The organism is Lactobacillus sp. YT155 (assembly GCF_030504545.1).
Classification (GTDB): domain Bacteria; phylum Bacillota; class Bacilli; order Lactobacillales; family Lactobacillaceae; genus BQUT01.
Genome location: NZ_JAUKWP010000004.1, coordinates 101,826 through 118,623, shown reverse-complemented (window position 1 = coordinate 118,623; position 16,798 = coordinate 101,826). Strand labels below are relative to the sequence as shown.

Genomic DNA, 16,798 nt, shown 5'->3' with positions numbered 1-16,798 from the left:
AATGAATAAACATAATGATTGGCATAAAGATCAACAATATATTGCGTTGGTCGCTGATTTATTAATTAAACCAGAAGTTTCAAAACTTGAGAACATCACGCAACATATTAACTCTAATCGATTAGAACATTCGATTATGGTTTCGTATAAGAGTTATAAAATTGGTAAAAAATTACATTTAGATTATCGAGCAATGGCCAGAGCTGGGTTGCTACACGATATGTTTTATTATGATTGGCGAACTACGAAATTTTCTGATGGTTCTCATGCCTATGTGCATCCTCGAATTGCATTAAAGAATGCTCGAGAGATTACTAAGCTTTCTAAAAAAGAAGAAGATATAATTGTTAAGCATATGTGGGGAGCAACAATTGCTCCACCAAGATATGTCGAAAGCGCGATTGTTTCTTTTGTTGATGATCAATGTGCAATTGTCGAGGCAGCATCGCCTTACTTTAAACAAAAGTATCAAAACATGAAATTGAAACTGAAATTTAACTAAGAGAATTGACCAAATACTCATTTTAGAGTATCTTAATAGTCATATTAGGCAATGAAAAAGAAGTAGTAGTCTATTAATTCAATTGCAGAGAAGGACGGTTGCTGAGAAGTCCTAGTTGATGTTAGACGAATTCGCTTTGGAGCTATACGATTGTCACCGTAGTGACTGATAAGTGCGTACAGATTACTGTGCGAATTTGGGTGGTACCGCGAATCCTCGTCCCGATTTTGGGTGAGGATTTTTTTGTTGTCAAAATTTACTTAATTATTAATTGGAGGGTCACATGTCATTAAAAGATGATCTAGAAAAATTAAAAGAAGAAGGGTTAAAGAATATTGCTGAGTCTGATGAACCGTCAGAACTAAATGATATTCGAGTGCGCTTATTGGGAAAGAAGAGCCCAATTACCGATGCCTTACGGCAAATGAAAGATTTACCTGCTGAAGAACGTCCTAAGGTGGGTTCTTTTGCTAACCAAATCAAAGAAGAAATAGCCAATGCTATTGCTGAGCAACAGGCTGAATTTGAAAAAATGATGATTGAAGCTAAGCTTAAGTCCGAAACAATTGATGTTACTTTGCCTAGTCACAAGACTAAAAAAACTGGAACCATGCACGTCTTACATCAGATAATTGCTGATATTGAAGAATTGTTTATTGGTTTGGGTTATCAAGTAATTAACGGTTCAGAAGTTGAAGAAGATAAGTATAATTTTGAGAAGATGAACATTCCTAAGGATCATCCTGCTCGTGATATGCAAGATACTTTTTATATTGATGACGAATTATTATTAAGAACTCATACTTCACCTCAACAAGCTCGTACAATGGAAGAACATGATTTTTCTAAAGGACCATTGAAGATGATTAGTCCGGGGAAAGTTTATCGCCGTGATACCGATGATGCGACTCATTCACATCAATTCCATCAAATTGAAGGATTGGTCGTCGACAAAAATATTACTATGTCCGATTTAAAGGGAACACTAGAAATTTTGGTTCGCCATGTTTTTGGTGCGGAAAGAAAAATCAGATTCCGTCCTAGTTATTTCCCATTCACCGAGCCTTCCGTTGAAGTAGACATTACTTGTTTTGCTTGTGGTGGTACCGGCTGCAAGATTTGTAAGGGAACTGGCTGGATTGAAGTATTGGGTGCTGGACTAGTTCATCCTAATGTCTTAAAGAACTCTGGTGTTAATCCTGAAGTTTATTCTGGATTCGCTTTTGGTATTGGACCAGATCGTTTGGCAATGCTCAAATACGGTGTTGAAGACATTCGAAACTTCTATTTGAATGATGTTAGATTCATCGAACAATTTAAAGGAGAAGAAGCATAAATGAAAATATCACTTAATTGGTTAAAAGACTATTTAACACTTAACGATTCACCGCTAGAAATTGCCAATCGTGTTTCTTTAACTGGGATTGAAGTTGCCGATGTGGAAGTTGCCAGTGATGGACTAAAGAAGATTGTCGTTGGACATATCAATGAAATTACCAACCATCCTGACTCTGACCATTTAAAAGTTTGCAAAGTCGATGTAGGCGAGAATGAAGATTATCAAATCGTCTGTGGTGCACCCAATGTTGCCGTAGGACAAGATGTTATTGTTGCTCTACCAAATTCACGAATTGCTAATAATGAAAAAATTAAAAAAGGTAAGCTTCGTGGTGTCGAATCTATGGGAATGATCTGTTCACTTCAAGAAATTGGTTTTTCTGACAGTGTTGTTCCTGCGGATTACAAAGATGGAATTTATGTGTTTGAAGAAGAAGTTATTCCTGGTAAAGAAGTCTATGAATATCTTGGTATGGATGATGCCATCTTAGATTTTGATATTACACCTAATCGAGCTGATACGTTGGGCATGAATGGAACTGCTTATGAAATGGGTGCTATTTATGACCAGAAGATAACTATTCCTACACCTAAAGTTTCTGAAACTGATGAGTTGAGTAGTGAATCAATCAAAGTTACTGTTGATGAAAATACTTTGACACGTCAGTATCGTTTACGCGTAATTAAGAATGTTCACGTTGGCAAGAGTCCAATGTGGGTGCAAATTCGTTTGTGGAATGCAGGAATTCGTCCGATTAATAATATTGTCGATATTACAAACTACGTATTACTAGAATATGGACAACCAATTCATGCCTTTGACATGGACAAAATTGCTGGAAAAAATATTCATGTCCGTAATGCTTATGCCGATGAAAAGATTGTGGCTCTTGACCAACAAGAATATCAACTAAATGAAAATGATGTTGTGATTGCTGATGAAGAAAAAGCAATTGGAATTGCTGGTGTCATGGGTGGTCAAAGTAGTGAAGTAGATGAGAATACAAAAAATATTGTCATTGAATCAGCTGTCTTTGACGAAACTAGAATTAGAAAAACCGCTCAACATTTAAACCTCCGTTCAGAAGCTTCAATTCGTTTCGAAAAAGGAATTGATAACTCAGCTACTGCAAACGCATTGGATCGTGTTGCTGAATTAGTGACTGAACTTGCAGATGGACAAGCGCTAAGTGGTCAAGTTGTGGGAACTGAATTACCAGTGAATGATATCGTTATAGATATTACAACTGACAAAATAAATCGTGCTTTGGGATTGGACATTTCAATTGATGATGTTCTCGAAATTTTTGAACGTCTCCAATTTAAAACCAGTGTGAAACATGATGTCCTTGAAATACTTGAACATTTACAAGATAAGGACAATAAGAAAAAAGATGTTATTTCTGTTGAAGTTCCACCAAGAAGATGGGATATTTCAATTCCAGCGGATTTGATTGAAGAAGTAATTCGTCTTTATGGTTATGATAATTTAGAAGGAACTTTACCGGTTGGCCGTCAAACAATTGGTACTCGTGATGAAAAAGAGAGATTTGGTAATAAAGCCAATGAAGAAATGCTTGCTAATGGATTCGATGAAGTAATTTCATATTCAATGGTTGACCAAGATTCAGTTAATGATTTCCAAATGACTGCTGGCAAAATCACAAAGGTTGCCTGGCCAATGACTAACGACCACGAAATGCTCAGAACCAATATTATTGGTGGTTTGTTAACAACAGTTAAGTATAATCTTGCTCGTAAGCAAAAGGACTTGGCATTATTTGAACAAGGTCGAGTTTTCTTGAGTAATGACAGTAAACGACCAGAAGAAAAGAATTATCTTGCCGCTGTTTTAACGGGGCAAGTTGGTGATAAAGACTGGCATCACGAAGAGAGGGATGTTGATTTCTTTGATATCAAAGCGGCACTAGAAAATGTATTGCAACGATTAAATAAAGATGTTGAATATACACTTGAAGCCACTGATGAATTTGAGAATGTACATCCAGGCCAAAGTGCTAAAATATTGGTTGGAAGCAAAACTGTTGGGATGATTGGAAAGATTCATCCATACTATCAACAACAAAACAGTTTGAATGACACATTTGTTTTCCAAATAGATTTAGATGAAATCTATGCACTTGCTGGTAAAGAGAATGTCTACGAACCAATTTCGAAGTATCCAACTATCAGCCGTGATATTGCCATGCTAGTAAGAACAGAAACTTCTAGTCAAGATATCATCGACATAATTAAAGAGAAGTCAGGCAAATATTTAACTGATATTAAATTATTTGATGTTTATCAAAGTAAGACCATTGAATTAGGATTCAAGTCAATGGCTTATCATCTAACTTTCCAAAATAAAGAAGATACTTTAACTGATGATCAGATCAATAGTGATTTTGATAAGATTATTAAAAATTTACAAGAAAAGATTGACGTTGAAATTAGATAATGATTAACTATTCTAATTAGTACGACTATCCATTAATCCCGGAGGATTATCTTGACAGATCAAAAGAGACCTAAAAAAGAAGCTAATAAAATTGTTCGTGGTGTAATTATTGCCGTAGTTGCCTTGTTAATCATCATCGGTTTTCTCGGATATAACTACGTTAATTCATCCTTACAACCCTTAAATAAAGATGCCAAAACTAATATTGTTGTAAAAGTTCCGATGGGTTCTTCCAATAGTGAGATCGGGGCTCAACTTCAAAAGAATAAAGTCATTAAGAGTGCAACTGTTTTTAATTATTATGTCAAAGCACATAATTACTCAGGTTTTAAAGCTGGATATTACAGTTTCAAAGCTTCAATGACATTAGATCAGATAATTTCAATGCTTCAAAAAGGTGGTAGCTCTGAATCAATTACCGGTAAGCGTGTAGTTGTTAAAGAAGGTGTTACCATTGACCAGATTGGTGATAGTATTGAAAAAAATACCAAGTTTTCGAAAGCTAAGTTCCTTGAGTTAATGAAAGATAAGAACTATATCAAAGAACTTGCAGCTAAATATCCACAATTATTGAGCTCATCAGTAGCAAGTAAAGATGTTAGATATAACTTAGAAGGATATCTTTTCCCAGCGACTTATGACGTAACTAAAAAGATGACACTTAAGAGTCTAGTTAATTCAATGGTTGCTAAATCTAACCAAGAATTAACACCTTACTATGAAGAAATTAAGAAGAATGGTTTAACCGTTCAACAAGCCTTAACGCTATCTTCTTTAATTGAGCGTGAAGGTGTGACTCAAAAAGATCGTCAAAAGATTTCCGGTGTCTTCTTCAATCGTATTGATGCGAAAATGCCACTTCAATCGGATATTTCGGTAATGTATGCTTTGAATACTCACAAAAAGAGTTTAACTAATAAGGATACATCAGTTGATTCACCATATAATTTATATGTGAATGCTGGATATGGACCAGGACCTTTCAATAATCCTAGTGTTTCATCATTGAAAGCCGTCTTACATCCAACTCAACGAGATAAAGACTATCTGTATTTTGTGGCTAATTTAAAAACTGGTAAAGTTTACTATTCAAAAACTTATTCACAACACTTAAAAACTAATGCATCTCTAGGCCAATAATAAAAGGAGAGATTATTTACTATGGCACATAAAAGTTTTCAAATGACTGCTGAAGGTAAGTTACAACTAGAAAAAGAGCTTGAAGATTTGAAGCTTGTAAAAAGACCTGAAGTAATTAACCGTATTAAAATTGCAAGAGGATTCGGTGACTTATCTGAGAACTCAGAATATTCATCTGCTAAAGATGAACAGAGCACCCTTGAATCAAAAATTGCCGAAATTACTGAGCAACTACAATATGCTGAAGTGATTGATGCTTCAAACATTGATTCTGATGAAGTCTCGGTTGGTAAGAAAGTTACTATTGCTGAAAAAGGTGAAGATCCTGAAGAATATGTAATTGTTGGCTCAGCTGAATCAGATCCATTATCAGGTAAAATCAGTAACGATTCACCAATTGCCAAGGCATTATTAGGCAAAAAAGTTGGTGATGAAGTTGAAATTCAAACTCCCGGTGGATCGTTCAAAGTAACTATTCAATCCGTGGAAGTTGCATAAAGTACTCGCTTGAGTACTTTTTTGTGTATTTTAAGGCAAAATCATTTATTATAATTTAAGAGAGGGTGGAAAAATATAATGAAAATTAATATTTCTGATAAAGCACTTGATTGGTTTGTAAATGAAGTTGGATTAAACGAAGGTGATGGCATCCATTTCTTCGGTAAGGTTTATGGAAAAACTAATGTTCACGAAGGTTTTTCAATCGGAATGGAAGTTAAAAAGCCGGATGAGCCTGAATACGAATTAACTTTAAGAAATATCACTTTTTTTGTTGAACATGGCGATATTTGGTTCTTTTCAGGGTATAATCTAAATATTGATTATGACCCAGAGTTAGATGGTCCGAAGTATACATTTATTGAGGAATAACGAGGAATTTTGTTTTGAAGATTTTTAGACGCCGAAAAAACACACATAAAAAAACAAGTTCAATCTTATCTTTTAGATTGAATCTTTTGTTTTTTATTATCTTTGTATTGTTTGCTGTATTGATTGCTCAATTAGCATATTTACAGATTGTTTATGGTGGAAAATTCCAAGCTGAAGTTGATCGTACTGATCAATCGGTGGTTAAAGCCCCAGTTCCTCGTGGACTTATTTATGACTCTAAGGGGCGAGTGATTGTCTCTAACAAAGCCGAAAATGCGGTTACATATACAAAGAGTTCAGATGTTAATCCTAAGCAAATGTACAATGTGGCTAATGATTTGAGTAAGATGATTACCGTTGATACAGCTGATTTAACACCGAGACAAGAGGCAGATTATTACTTAACAAATACTAAAAACTATCAAAAAATCTACAAAAAACTTCCTCGCAATCAAAAAATGAGCGGCAAAGAACAACTTGAAAATAGTGTTGTTTATGACAATATGGTAAAAGCTGTTCAGAAAAAAGGAATTGAATTAACTCCACAGCAAAAAAACTCTGCCATGATTTTTAGTAAGATGAGTAGTTCATATCAACTTTCAACTACACTTATCAAAAATTCAGGGCTTTCAACAAATGAGATTGCCAAAGTTAGTGAACATTTATCACAACTGCCTGGTGTAGGTCTAGGAACTGACTGGAATAGAAGTTATCCAGAAGGTGAAGATATTAAAGACATTGTTGGTAATGTTTCAACTGAGAAACAAGGACTTCCTCAAGATCAAATTACTGAGTTGCTCGCTAAGGGATATTCTCGTAATGATCGTGTTGGAACTAGTTATTTAGAGAAGAGTTACGAGTCAATTCTTTCTGGTTCAAAGAGAGAAACTCAAGTTGAAGTTAATTCGAAAAACAGTGTCACCGATTCTAAGGAAGTCTATAAAGGATCAGCTGGTGACAACATCAATTTAACAATTGATTCTAAATTCCAACAAGCAGTGGAAAAGATTCTCAAGAATACTTATGCATCTGCTCAAGCATCAGGGTATACACAATATTCTGACGGGGCATATGTAGTAGCAATGAATCCTAAGACCGGTGAAATTCTAGCAATGGCCGGAATTAACCGTAATACACAAACTGGTGAAACCAATAGTGATGCGTTAGGTGTTATAAATAGAACATTTGTTGTTGGATCAGCAGTTAAGTCGGCAACGGTTCTTGGCGCTTTGATGGATGGAGTTATTACACCATCAAATAACTACTTACCTGATGAACCGGTATATCTACCAGCAACACCAGTTAAGAAATCTATCTATCCAATTGGAACTTTTTCGGGAATGAATGCTGCCCAAGCGTTGGAAGTTTCATCAAATAACTACATGATGAAATTGGCAATGTTAGAAGGCCACGCTAAATATGTTCCTAATAAATATATTTCGATGAATCCAGACATCTTTACTAAGATGAGAGGATACTTTAACCAGTTTGGATTAGGTGTGAAAACCGGAATTGATTTGCCGGGTGAAGCATCTGGAATTGAAGGTCCTACATTGAATGACGATGGAGCTGTAAAAGTTGGTAGTGCACTTGACTTGGCTTACGGTAACTACGACGCTTATACACCAATTCAAGTTGTTCAATATATGGCAACTATTGCTAATGGTGGTTATCGTGTTCAACCTCATATTGTTAAGTCTATTTCTTCAAACGTAGATGGAAAACAAAAAACTATTTATTCAGCTACACCTAAGGTACTTAATAAAGTTGGATCAACAACTGATGAAATAGGTGTTGTTAAACAAGGAATGTATCAAGTAACCCACGGTAGTGGAGCTTGGACAACTGCTAGTTCTCTTAAGGGCTTAAACCCATCGGTCTCAGGTAAAACAGGTACTGCGGAATCATTCTTCTATGATCCTAAGAATCCTGATAATACTAATCCACCATCAACTTTAACTTCTAGTTTTGTTGGTTATGCACCTTCAGATGATCCAGAGATAGTTATTAATGTTGTTTTCCCTAACTTAACTAATGATAAGGGACACTTTAATACAATTGCTGCTAAACAAATTTTTGAAGAGTATTTCAAAGAAAATGAGATGAAGTAAAAACGTAATTTCGACTGGTAAATCTAGTTAAAACATGATATATTTGAATAGTTGATTTTAGAAAGTCATGAAAGGAAAGATATAAAATGCGCGTACATATTACAATGGAATGTACAGAATGTCATGAACGTACATACCTATCAAACAAAAGCAAAAGAAACAATCCAGATAGACTTGAATTGAAAAAATATTGTCCTCGTGAGAGAAAAGCTACTTTACATCGCGAAACAAAATAATTAAATTAAACAGCGGGATAGATTCCTGTTGTTTTTTTTTAGGCTAATGGTGAAAAATGGATAAAAAAACATTTCGAAAAAAACAAATTCAACAATTAGATGAATTTTCAAAAACAGAAAAATTTCAAGAAGAATGTGATAATATATATCACAACTTGTTTAGTAATGAATCATTTAAAAAGGCAAGTTCAATCGCTGTTACTTGGAGTGTTGGCTTTGAAATCAACACCCAACCTATAATTGATGAAATTGTTCAAAAGGGAAAGAAAGTTTTTCTTCCTAAAATTGATTTAGAAATTAAGCAAATGCATTTTTACCAATATACTGATGTTGAGGAGTTGGAAGAAACTAGTTTTAACATCTTGCAGCCTAAAGGGACGACTCAACGTAATGACAATGTTGATTTGATAATTGTTCCAGGATTGGCATTTTCTAAGGCTGATAACTATCGCTTAGGTTTTGGCGGTGGTTTCTATGATCGATTTTTAGAAAAAAGTAAGAGTCCAACTATCAGTTTAGCAACTTCAAAACATCTTTATGACAAAGCTCAATGGGATATTGATTCTTTTGATATTTCGATAAAGCAAATAATTACAAGTGAAATGGAATAAAAAATGATTATTAATAAAAGAGCACCTTATATCACATATGCATTACTAACAATTCAGATTGTTGTCTTTTTATTAGAGACAATTATGGGTGGAAGCACTAACGTTGCTACCTTAGTCTTCTTTGGGGCAAAGGATAGCTATGCTATTGCTAATCTCGGTGAGTGGTGGCGCCTAATTACGCCGATGTTTGTCCATATTGGTTTCACTCATATCTTAATTAATTCCTTGATTCTTTATTATGCAGGTTCACAGTTAGAAGAAGCACTGGGTCATGTTAGATTCACTGTATTGTATTTCGTATCCGGAATTGTTGGAAATTTAACCAGTTTTGGTTTAGGGAATCCTAATACAATTTCTGCTGGAGCAAGTACCGCATTGTTTGGAATGTTTGCAGCTTATGGAGCTCTTGCATATACCAACCGTTCAAATATGTATATGAATGCTTTGGGACGTCAATTTGCAGTGTTAATTGGAATTAATTTGCTCCTTGATTTGTTCCTGGGTGGTGTAGATATTTGGGGTCATGTTGGCGGTGCCATCGGTGGATTCTTAATAATGATTGCCATGTCAAAAAAAATCTCAGAAAAGAATGATTTTTTGTTAAGAATTGGCTCAAGTTTGTTATTATTAGTAGTGGTAGTGTTTCTTTATACATACGGAATAGAAAGCATAGTACGGTAAAATGAAAACACTTTATGATGTACAACAATTATTAAAACGATACGGGACTTATGTTCACGTCGGTAGAAGGATTTGGGACATTGAGTTAATGTCGATTGAACTGAAAAAAATGTATGATCAACAAATTCTTTCTAAAGAAGACTACATAGAGGCCCAACTCGTCTTAAAAAAAGAACATCACTATGAAGAACAACAGGAGCGTAAGCACAATGATAAATGATAAAAAATTAATTGGTGTTGATCTTGGTGGTACAACAATTAAATTTGCAATTTTGAATCAAGATGGTGAAATTCAACAAAAATGGAGCCAAGAAACTAACGTTTTAGATGAAGGTAGCCATATAATCCCAGATATTATTGAGTCAATTAATCATCACTTGGATCTTTATCAAATGAAACCAGAAGATTTTTCTGGAATCGGGATGGGAACACCTGGCGGTGTTAATCGTGAAGATGGATCTGTCAGCGGTGCTTTCAACTTGAACTGGGATGAAGATAAGAAAGTTTATCCTGTTCGTGACATTACTGAAGGAACAAAAATTCAAACATTCGTTGAAAATGATGCCAATGTTGCCGCTTTAGGTGAACGTTGGAAGGGTGCCGGTGAAAATGCTGATGATGTAGTTTTTGTTACTCTAGGAACTGGTGTTGGCGGCGGAATTGTAACCAATGGTAAATTAGTTGTTGGAACTGCTGGTGGTGCTGGTGAAATCGGTCACGTAACTGTAGATCCTCATGGCTATAACTGTAATTGTGGTAAGGTAGGTTGTCTTGAAACAATTACCTCAGCTACTGGAATTGTACGAGTTGCCAGAGATATGGCTGAAGAATATTCAGGAGATTCTCAATTAAAGGCTAAATTAGATGATGGTGACGATATTTCAGCTAAAGATGTTTATGACTTAGCTAAAGAAAATGATTCTCTAGCACTCAAAGTCGTTGATCGTGTATCCATGTATCTTGGATTAGCACTTGGTAATATGGCTAATACATTAAATCCAGAATATATTGTTATTGGTGGTGGAGTATCAGCTGCTGGTGAATTCCTACTAGACAAAGTTAATAATTACTTCATTGAATATACTTTCCCATTGGTTAGAGAAACAACAAAATTAAAATTAGCAACTCTTGGTAATGGTGCCGGTGTTATTGGAGCTGCTTCATTAGTAAACGATAAGGGTGAATAGTTATGATGAATTTTATTTATGCTTTAGATGCTGTACTGGTTGCATTCCTATTATATTGGGGAGCTAAGTGGTTATATTATCGCTATAAAGCTAAACAACTTAATGGAGCAATGGAGCCAGAAGATTTTGAGAGCACTATGAGAAAGGCTCAATTGATAGATATTCGTGAAAAAGATGAGTATGACTCCAAACATATTTTAGGTGCTCGTAATTTACCTTATTCACAAATGAAAATGTATGCCGGTGAACTAAGAAAAGATTTGCCAGTCTATGTATACGGTCGTACAGTCAATAGCAGTATTGGTGCTGTGAACAAATTAAGAAAATATGGTTTTCAAGATATCCACTGGTTGAAACAAGATTTCAAAGATTGGAAGGGTAAAACCAAAAAAACTACGAAGTTATAAAATAAAAAAGACTTGGATTTATCCAAGTCTTTTTTTACAATCTATTTAGATATTAGCTTTGATGTGAATGAAGAGATTTTCTGTTAGCACGAAGACGATTTTCTTCAATACGTTCTAGTTCTTTTTCTTCAGGTTCAATGACAGTTTTCTTAAAAGTTGTAAGTGCACCAGCTAGAACACCGACTGTTGCAGCAGCGCCAACGAAAACTCCTTTAGCAAATGAGTGTTTCTTCATAATGGAACCTCCTAATTGATATAATGAAAGTTTAACATTTTCCAAAACTATTTGAAACGGTAAAGCAATGAAAAAAAATAAAGTAATCGTGATTCTTGGTCCAACCGCTATTGGTAAGAGTGATTTAGGGATTAAACTGGCTCTTAAATACAATGGTGAAATTATTTCTGGTGACTCCATGCAAGTTTATAAAGGACTAGATATTGGAACTGCAAAAATTTCTAAACAAGAGCAAGAATTAGTCAAACACTATTTAATTGATATCTGTGAAGTAACTGAATCGTATTCGGTCAAAAACTTCCAAGCTCAAGCCAATGATTTAATCGAGCAAATTAGCGCCAGTGACCATCTCCCTATTGTAGTAGGTGGAACTGGTTTCTATTTGAACGCCTTGATAAAAGGAATGCATCTCGGCGGAGATGATGGAATAAGTGAGACTGCTTTAAGAGCAGAATTGGAACAAAAGAATACTTCTGAACTATACGAGCTGTTAAAAGAAAATGACCCACAGAGTGCAGCAACAATCGATGCTAAAAATAAACGACGTTTAATTCGGGCGATTGAAGTTAATCAGTTAACCAATCAAACCTTCTCTAATCAAGTTGATCAACCTAATGAGAATAATGAATTTCTATTAATTGGTCTAACTGATGACCGCGAAAAAGTCTATCAAAGAATCAATTCTCGTGTGGATGCAATGTTTGAACAGGGATTGGAAGCAGAAGCAAAAATGCTATTCAATAAAAAAGAGCAAGTACCTCAAGCACAGATGGGAATCGGGTATAAGGAACTCTTTGGTTATTTTGAAGAGGAATATCCACTGGAAGAAGCCGAGAGATTAATTAAACGAAACACCCGTAGATTTGCCAAAAGACAAATGACATACTTTAATAATCAAATGTCAGTTGATTGGTTCGATATAAGAGCAAGTAATTATTTAGAAAAAATTGAAAAAAAAGTAAATTTATTTTTAGAAAAGTGAGTCACTGAAACCCTTTATCTTGTGGGGTTTTTCACAATCTTTTCTCTTAATTAAACATATTCCTTATAAACATTATTTGATTTTATTGTAGAAAATAAATAATAATTACTGTATGCTATAAATAAGCATTTATTACTCATTTATAGAAGAGGGAGTTTATTTATGGGAAAGAAGAGAAGCTTTTTTACTCGAGCGGTGATATCAATCGCTGCATTTGTTATGGTTTTTGGATCAAGTGGGGTTTCTTCAGCTGTCGAAAATTTAAATGCTGTTGAAGAAAATACAACTATTCAAAAGAACGATAAGAATAGTAAAGAGAAAAAGAAAAATAGTTCCAAAGAGGAAGCTGAAAAGAAAGCAAATAATCAAATAACAAATATAAAACCAGCTGCCTATACTGATGGTGACTATAAGGTTGCCTCTGCTCCTAGTTATAATGCGTCATGGCCATATAATAATATTATAGGACGCAATGTTGACATGATTAAAAACGGTAGTAATGCCGGTTATATAAACAATACAATTAATGGTGGATTTACCTTTGTAACTGGAGTAGACAAATTTTTTACTGGATACGGTGTCAACGGTGATAATTCTGGTGCAGCTAACGTTATTGTTTATAATGATGTATTAAATTTCGGTTCAGATACAGATACTGTCGTACCTTTAGATTCAAGTAAGGTTTATTTGAAAAATATTAATGTCCCTTTGCTAGGAAATGCAACTAAGGTGACAGTTTATGGTAAAAGCAGTACTACTGGAGCTTGGAAACAAGTTTATTCAGGTACTGCTGGAAAGAGCATTGATTTAACGGAGACTGATGCCGTTGTATATACAAAAGTTGTTTATGAGAATGTTACAGATGCTGCATCCGTAAACATTCGTTCTAACTATAACTTTACTGCATCATTTTTAAACACAATTAACGGAGAACCTCAGAATACTTATCCTCATACGGTTAGTTTCACGCCCGGGCTTGCAGTTCAAAATGCTGCTAATAATGATTGGGCATGGAAATATAACGGTTCAACTTATCAGATTCCAGACTCAAACTATCCGGAAGTTAAAAGATATAACCAAATTGGTGCGGCTTATTCTGTTCAACAATCAATCGATACGAAAGATAATCGTGTAGTTGATGGTACCGAAGTATTGCGTGGTGTAGCTCACTTTAGAATTATGAACTGGTTGAGTCTTAAGAATGAACCAGGGCACAATCCCAATCCAGTTAAATTTACAAAGAAAAAGGATTCACCAAGTAATAAGGATCGTTACGAAACAACCGCTGTAAGTAATCTTTGGTCACCAGGTGGATATCAAAATTTACCTATAAACGAGTTGACTTATGTCTTATTCTTACCTACAGATATTTTTCTTGGTGATTTGAAGGTTGGAGACGCTATTGGTACTCATAACCCTTATGGAACTTTTAATGTCAAGAGCATTAATAAAGAAATGGTTACTATTAATAGTGAATCTCGCCAAAAAGTAACAATTGGAATAAGTATTAATAATATGGAATATATGTATGGACCAAATAACTTTACTTCCAATATTCCTTTGTATACTGAAAACGTTGATAAGTTTACTTCATATACTGAAGATATTAAACTTACTTATCCAACAAGATTGGTTGTTGGTGGCTATGATCAATTAGCAAGAGATAATATCAATAATACTGGTTATTGGTATAAAGATGCCGCTGACGGGAACACTCCTGACTCATCAAAGCTTGTTAATAATGGAAAAAACGATTGGGTATTCGGAGCCGACGCAGTCATGGTTTTCCCAAGAGCTGTTAAAGTAACCTATGATGCAAACGGAGGAACAGGTTCAGTTACCGATGACAAAATTTATCCAAAAACTCAAGACGTAACAGTTAAGAGTAATTCACCACTCAGTCGTCCTGGATATACCTTCACTGGTTGGAAAGATGCTGCTACTGGCGATATTTATCAACCAAATAATGTTTTTGAAATCACTGCAGATACAACTCTAGTTGCACAATGGGAAAGAGCAGCCGGAGCACCAGTTACCGTCAATTATGTTGACGAAGCTGGTAACAAGATTGCTACTTCAGACACATTGAACGGTAAGATTGATGATCCTTATTCAACATCAGCAAAAACAGTTACTGGTTGGGTACTTAAGACAACTCCAGCAAATGCTACAGGTAAATTCACAAGTACTGCTCAAACAGTAACTTACGTATACACTAGAGCAGCAGGAGCACCAGTTACTGTTAACTATGTTGATGAAGATGGTAATAAGTTGACAACTTCCGATGTATTGAACGGTAAGATTGACGATCCATATTCAACTTCACCAAAAACAATTACTAACTGGGAAGTGAAAACAACACCTGCCAATGCCAAAGGTAAATTTACAGATACTGCTCAAACAGTAACTTATGTATATACTAAAAAAGCAGGAGCACCAGTTACTGTTAACTACGTTGACGAAGCTGGTAACAAGATTGCTACCTCAGAAACATTGAATGGTAAAATTGACGACCCATATACTAGTTCAGCTAAAACAATTGCTAACTGGGTGCTTAAGACAACACCTGCTAATGCAACAGGTAAGTTTACAACTACAGCTCAAACAGTTACTTATGTTTATACAAGAGCAGCCGGAGCACCAGTTACCGTTAACTACGTTGACGAAGCTGGTAATAAGTTAGCAACTTCAGACGTATTGAATGGTAAGATTGATGATCCTTACTCAACCTCAGCCAAAACAATCGCTGACTGGGAATTAAAAACAACCCCAGCTAACGCTACAGGTAAGTTCACAACTACAGCTCAAACAGTAACTTATGTCTATACTAAGAAAGCTGGCGCACCAATTACCGTAAGATTTGTTGACGAAGCTGGCAATGAACTGGCAACTTCTAATACATTGAATGGTAAAATTGGTGATGCTTATAGCACAATTGCTAAAGACATTACTGACTGGACTTTAATTACTACACCGGCAAATGCTAGTGGAACATTTACATATAGTCCTCAAACAGTAACTTACGTATATCGTAAAAATGACGGTGCTGCAATAACAGTTAAGTATGTTGATGAAGAAGGAAATGAATTAGCTACTTCAGAAACATTGAATGGTAAGATTCATGATCCATATACAACAGTAGCTAAAGATATCACTGACTGGACATTGACAGCTACACCAGCTAACGCTACAGGAACATTCACATACAGTCCTCAAATGGTAGTTTACGTTTACATGAAAAACGACGGTGCACCTGTTAATGTTAAATATGTTGACGAAGAAGGAAATGAATTAGCTGATTCAGAAACATTGAATGGTAAGATTCATGATCCATACACAACAACAGCCAAAGATATTACTGACTGGACATTAATTGCCACACCTGACAACGCTGATGGTAAATTTACATATGATGAACAAACAGTTACTTATGTATACCGTAAGAATGATGGTGCAGCAGTTACTGTTAAGTACGTAGATGAAAAAGGAAAAGAATTAGCTACTTCAGATGTTTTGAATGGTAAAATTCATGATCCATATACAACTACTGCTAAGAAGATTTCAGGTTGGAATCTAAAAGAAGTACTAACGAGTTCAGCTGAATCATCAGACAAAGCAGATAAGAAAGAAAAATTTGCTACTGTATCAAAAGATGAAGCTGTTAAGAAAGAAAAACAACTCGCAACGGTAAAAGATTCAACTTCTGGAGTCTTCACATATGATCCACAAACTGTTACATATGTATATTCTCAAGAAGCTAAGGCAGTTGTAACTAAACCAACACCTAAGAAGGTAGATCCTAAGAAATTGCCAAGAACTGGTGATAATACACAAAACAATGTACTATCAATTTTAGGATTAATTAGTTTAGTTGGAATCGCAGTTTACATGAATTCTAAAAAGAGAAAAGCTTAAAAAAAGAGCCTAATTAAGAAAAGATGAGAGTCTTATCTTGATAGGGCTTTTTTATTTGTCATAAAGTGAAATATTTTTGAATAAATCACGAAAAGTCGTTGACAGTTAGGGCATTTAAATACTAC

General features: G+C 35.0%; 16 protein-coding genes and 1 other annotated feature. Of the genes, 15 read left to right on the top strand and 1 reads right to left on the bottom strand.

Annotated features, from left to right (window positions below; translation table 11 throughout):
• Position 1 precedes the first annotated feature (1 nt).
• The 13 genes from Q2T76_RS05865 to Q2T76_RS05805 all read left to right on the top strand — a co-directional run bounded on the left by Q2T76_RS05865 (position 2) and on the right by Q2T76_RS05805 (position 11,541).
• Complete coding sequence (locus Q2T76_RS05865) at positions 2–502, top strand: HD domain-containing protein (RefSeq protein WP_302084599.1); 501 nt, start codon at positions 2–4, stop codon at positions 500–502.
• Between the two features lie 42 nt (positions 503–544).
• Positions 545–729, top strand: a binding site (T-box leader).
• A gap of 56 nt (positions 730–785) precedes the next feature.
• The gene (gene pheS / locus Q2T76_RS05860) at positions 786–1,838 is read left to right on the top strand and encodes a phenylalanine--tRNA ligase subunit alpha (RefSeq protein WP_302084598.1); all 1,053 of its coding nucleotides are present in this window, start codon (positions 786–788) and stop codon (positions 1,836–1,838) included.
• Positions 1,839–4,298: a phenylalanine--tRNA ligase subunit beta gene (pheT, locus tag Q2T76_RS05855; protein WP_302084597.1), complete on the top strand. Its 2,460-nt coding sequence runs from the start codon at positions 1,839–1,841 to the stop codon at positions 4,296–4,298.
• Between the two features lie 51 nt (positions 4,299–4,349).
• Positions 4,350–5,438: an endolytic transglycosylase MltG gene (gene mltG, locus Q2T76_RS05850; RefSeq protein WP_302084596.1), complete on the top strand. Its 1,089-nt coding sequence runs from the start codon at positions 4,350–4,352 to the stop codon at positions 5,436–5,438.
• Between the two features lie 21 nt (positions 5,439–5,459).
• Positions 5,460–5,936: a transcription elongation factor GreA gene (greA, locus tag Q2T76_RS05845; RefSeq protein ID WP_302084595.1), complete on the top strand. Its 477-nt coding sequence runs from the start codon at positions 5,460–5,462 to the stop codon at positions 5,934–5,936.
• 78 nt (positions 5,937–6,014) lie between these two features.
• A complete protein-coding gene (locus Q2T76_RS05840; RefSeq protein WP_302084594.1) occupies positions 6,015–6,308 on the top strand; it encodes a HesB/YadR/YfhF family protein in 294 nt (97 codons plus the stop codon).
• 14 nt (positions 6,309–6,322) lie between these two features.
• Complete coding sequence (locus Q2T76_RS05835; RefSeq protein ID WP_302084593.1) at positions 6,323–8,419, top strand: penicillin-binding protein 2; 2,097 nt, start codon at positions 6,323–6,325, stop codon at positions 8,417–8,419.
• Between the two features lie 86 nt (positions 8,420–8,505).
• Positions 8,506–8,655: a 50S ribosomal protein L33 gene (rpmG, locus tag Q2T76_RS05830; protein ID WP_302084592.1), complete on the top strand. Its 150-nt coding sequence runs from the start codon at positions 8,506–8,508 to the stop codon at positions 8,653–8,655.
• Between the two features lie 56 nt (positions 8,656–8,711).
• Positions 8,712–9,266, top strand: a complete 555-nt coding sequence (locus Q2T76_RS05825; protein WP_302084591.1) for a 5-formyltetrahydrofolate cyclo-ligase — start codon at positions 8,712–8,714, stop codon at positions 9,264–9,266.
• Positions 9,267–9,269: 3 nt separating this feature from the next.
• Positions 9,270–9,947, top strand: a complete 678-nt coding sequence (locus Q2T76_RS05820) for a rhomboid family intramembrane serine protease (protein ID WP_302084590.1) — start codon at positions 9,270–9,272, stop codon at positions 9,945–9,947.
• Between the two features lies 1 nt (position 9,948).
• Complete coding sequence (locus tag Q2T76_RS05815; RefSeq protein ID WP_302084589.1) at positions 9,949–10,167, top strand: YqgQ family protein; 219 nt, start codon at positions 9,949–9,951, stop codon at positions 10,165–10,167.
• Positions 10,160–11,134: an ROK family glucokinase gene (locus tag Q2T76_RS05810; RefSeq protein ID WP_302084686.1), complete on the top strand. Its 975-nt coding sequence runs from the start codon at positions 10,160–10,162 to the stop codon at positions 11,132–11,134. Before Q2T76_RS05815 ends, Q2T76_RS05810 begins: the two co-directional genes overlap by 8 nt.
• Positions 11,135–11,136: 2 nt before the next feature.
• Positions 11,137–11,541 carry a rhodanese-like domain-containing protein gene (locus Q2T76_RS05805; RefSeq protein ID WP_302084588.1) on the top strand — a complete coding sequence of 135 codons (405 nt, stop codon included), beginning with the start codon at positions 11,137–11,139 and terminating at the stop codon, positions 11,539–11,541.
• Positions 11,542–11,593: 52 nt separating this feature from the next.
• On the opposite strand, the gene Q2T76_RS05800 is transcribed toward Q2T76_RS05805, so the two are convergent.
• A complete protein-coding gene (locus tag Q2T76_RS05800; RefSeq protein ID WP_302084587.1) occupies positions 11,594–11,776 on the bottom strand; it encodes a DUF3042 family protein in 183 nt (60 codons plus the stop codon).
• Between the two features lie 67 nt (positions 11,777–11,843).
• Here Q2T76_RS05800 and miaA point away from each other — a divergent pair, with 67 nt between their 5' ends.
• Together miaA and Q2T76_RS05790 are read left to right on the top strand one after the other, a co-directional pair.
• Positions 11,844–12,758 (top strand): tRNA (adenosine(37)-N6)-dimethylallyltransferase MiaA, encoded by a 915-nt coding sequence (miaA, locus tag Q2T76_RS05795; protein ID WP_302084586.1) that lies wholly within the window; start codon positions 11,844–11,846, stop codon positions 12,756–12,758.
• Between the two features lie 162 nt (positions 12,759–12,920).
• Entirely contained in the window at positions 12,921–16,673 is a 3,753-nt protein-coding gene (locus tag Q2T76_RS05790) for a MucBP domain-containing protein (protein ID WP_302084585.1), read from the top strand.
• Positions 16,674–16,798 lie beyond the last annotated feature (125 nt).

What these genes read in the sequence shown, in the direction of transcription:
- Q2T76_RS05865 (WP_302084599.1), top strand. Translation starts at nt 2, where the DNA reads ATGAATAAACATAATGATTGGCATAAAGATCAACAATATATTGCGTTG.
- pheS (WP_302084598.1), top strand. Translation starts at nt 786, where the DNA reads ATGTCATTAAAAGATGATCTAGAAAAATTAAAAGAAGAAGGGTTAAAG.
- pheT (WP_302084597.1), top strand. Translation starts at nt 1,839, where the DNA reads ATGAAAATATCACTTAATTGGTTAAAAGACTATTTAACACTTAACGAT.
- greA (WP_302084595.1), top strand. Translation starts at nt 5,460, where the DNA reads ATGGCACATAAAAGTTTTCAAATGACTGCTGAAGGTAAGTTACAACTA.
- Q2T76_RS05840 (WP_302084594.1), top strand. Translation starts at nt 6,015, where the DNA reads ATGAAAATTAATATTTCTGATAAAGCACTTGATTGGTTTGTAAATGAA.
- rpmG (WP_302084592.1), top strand. Translation starts at nt 8,506, where the DNA reads ATGCGCGTACATATTACAATGGAATGTACAGAATGTCATGAACGTACA.
- Q2T76_RS05825 (WP_302084591.1), top strand. Translation starts at nt 8,712, where the DNA reads ATGGATAAAAAAACATTTCGAAAAAAACAAATTCAACAATTAGATGAA.
- Q2T76_RS05820 (WP_302084590.1), top strand. Translation starts at nt 9,270, where the DNA reads ATGATTATTAATAAAAGAGCACCTTATATCACATATGCATTACTAACA.
- Q2T76_RS05815 (WP_302084589.1), top strand. Translation starts at nt 9,949, where the DNA reads ATGAAAACACTTTATGATGTACAACAATTATTAAAACGATACGGGACT.
- Q2T76_RS05805 (WP_302084588.1), top strand. Translation starts at nt 11,137, where the DNA reads ATGATGAATTTTATTTATGCTTTAGATGCTGTACTGGTTGCATTCCTA.
- Q2T76_RS05800 (WP_302084587.1), bottom strand. Translation starts at nt 11,776, where the DNA reads ATGAAGAAACACTCATTTGCTAAAGGAGTTTTCGTTGGCGCTGCTGCA.
- miaA (WP_302084586.1), top strand. Translation starts at nt 11,844, where the DNA reads ATGAAAAAAAATAAAGTAATCGTGATTCTTGGTCCAACCGCTATTGGT.
- Q2T76_RS05790 (WP_302084585.1), top strand. Translation starts at nt 12,921, where the DNA reads ATGGGAAAGAAGAGAAGCTTTTTTACTCGAGCGGTGATATCAATCGCT.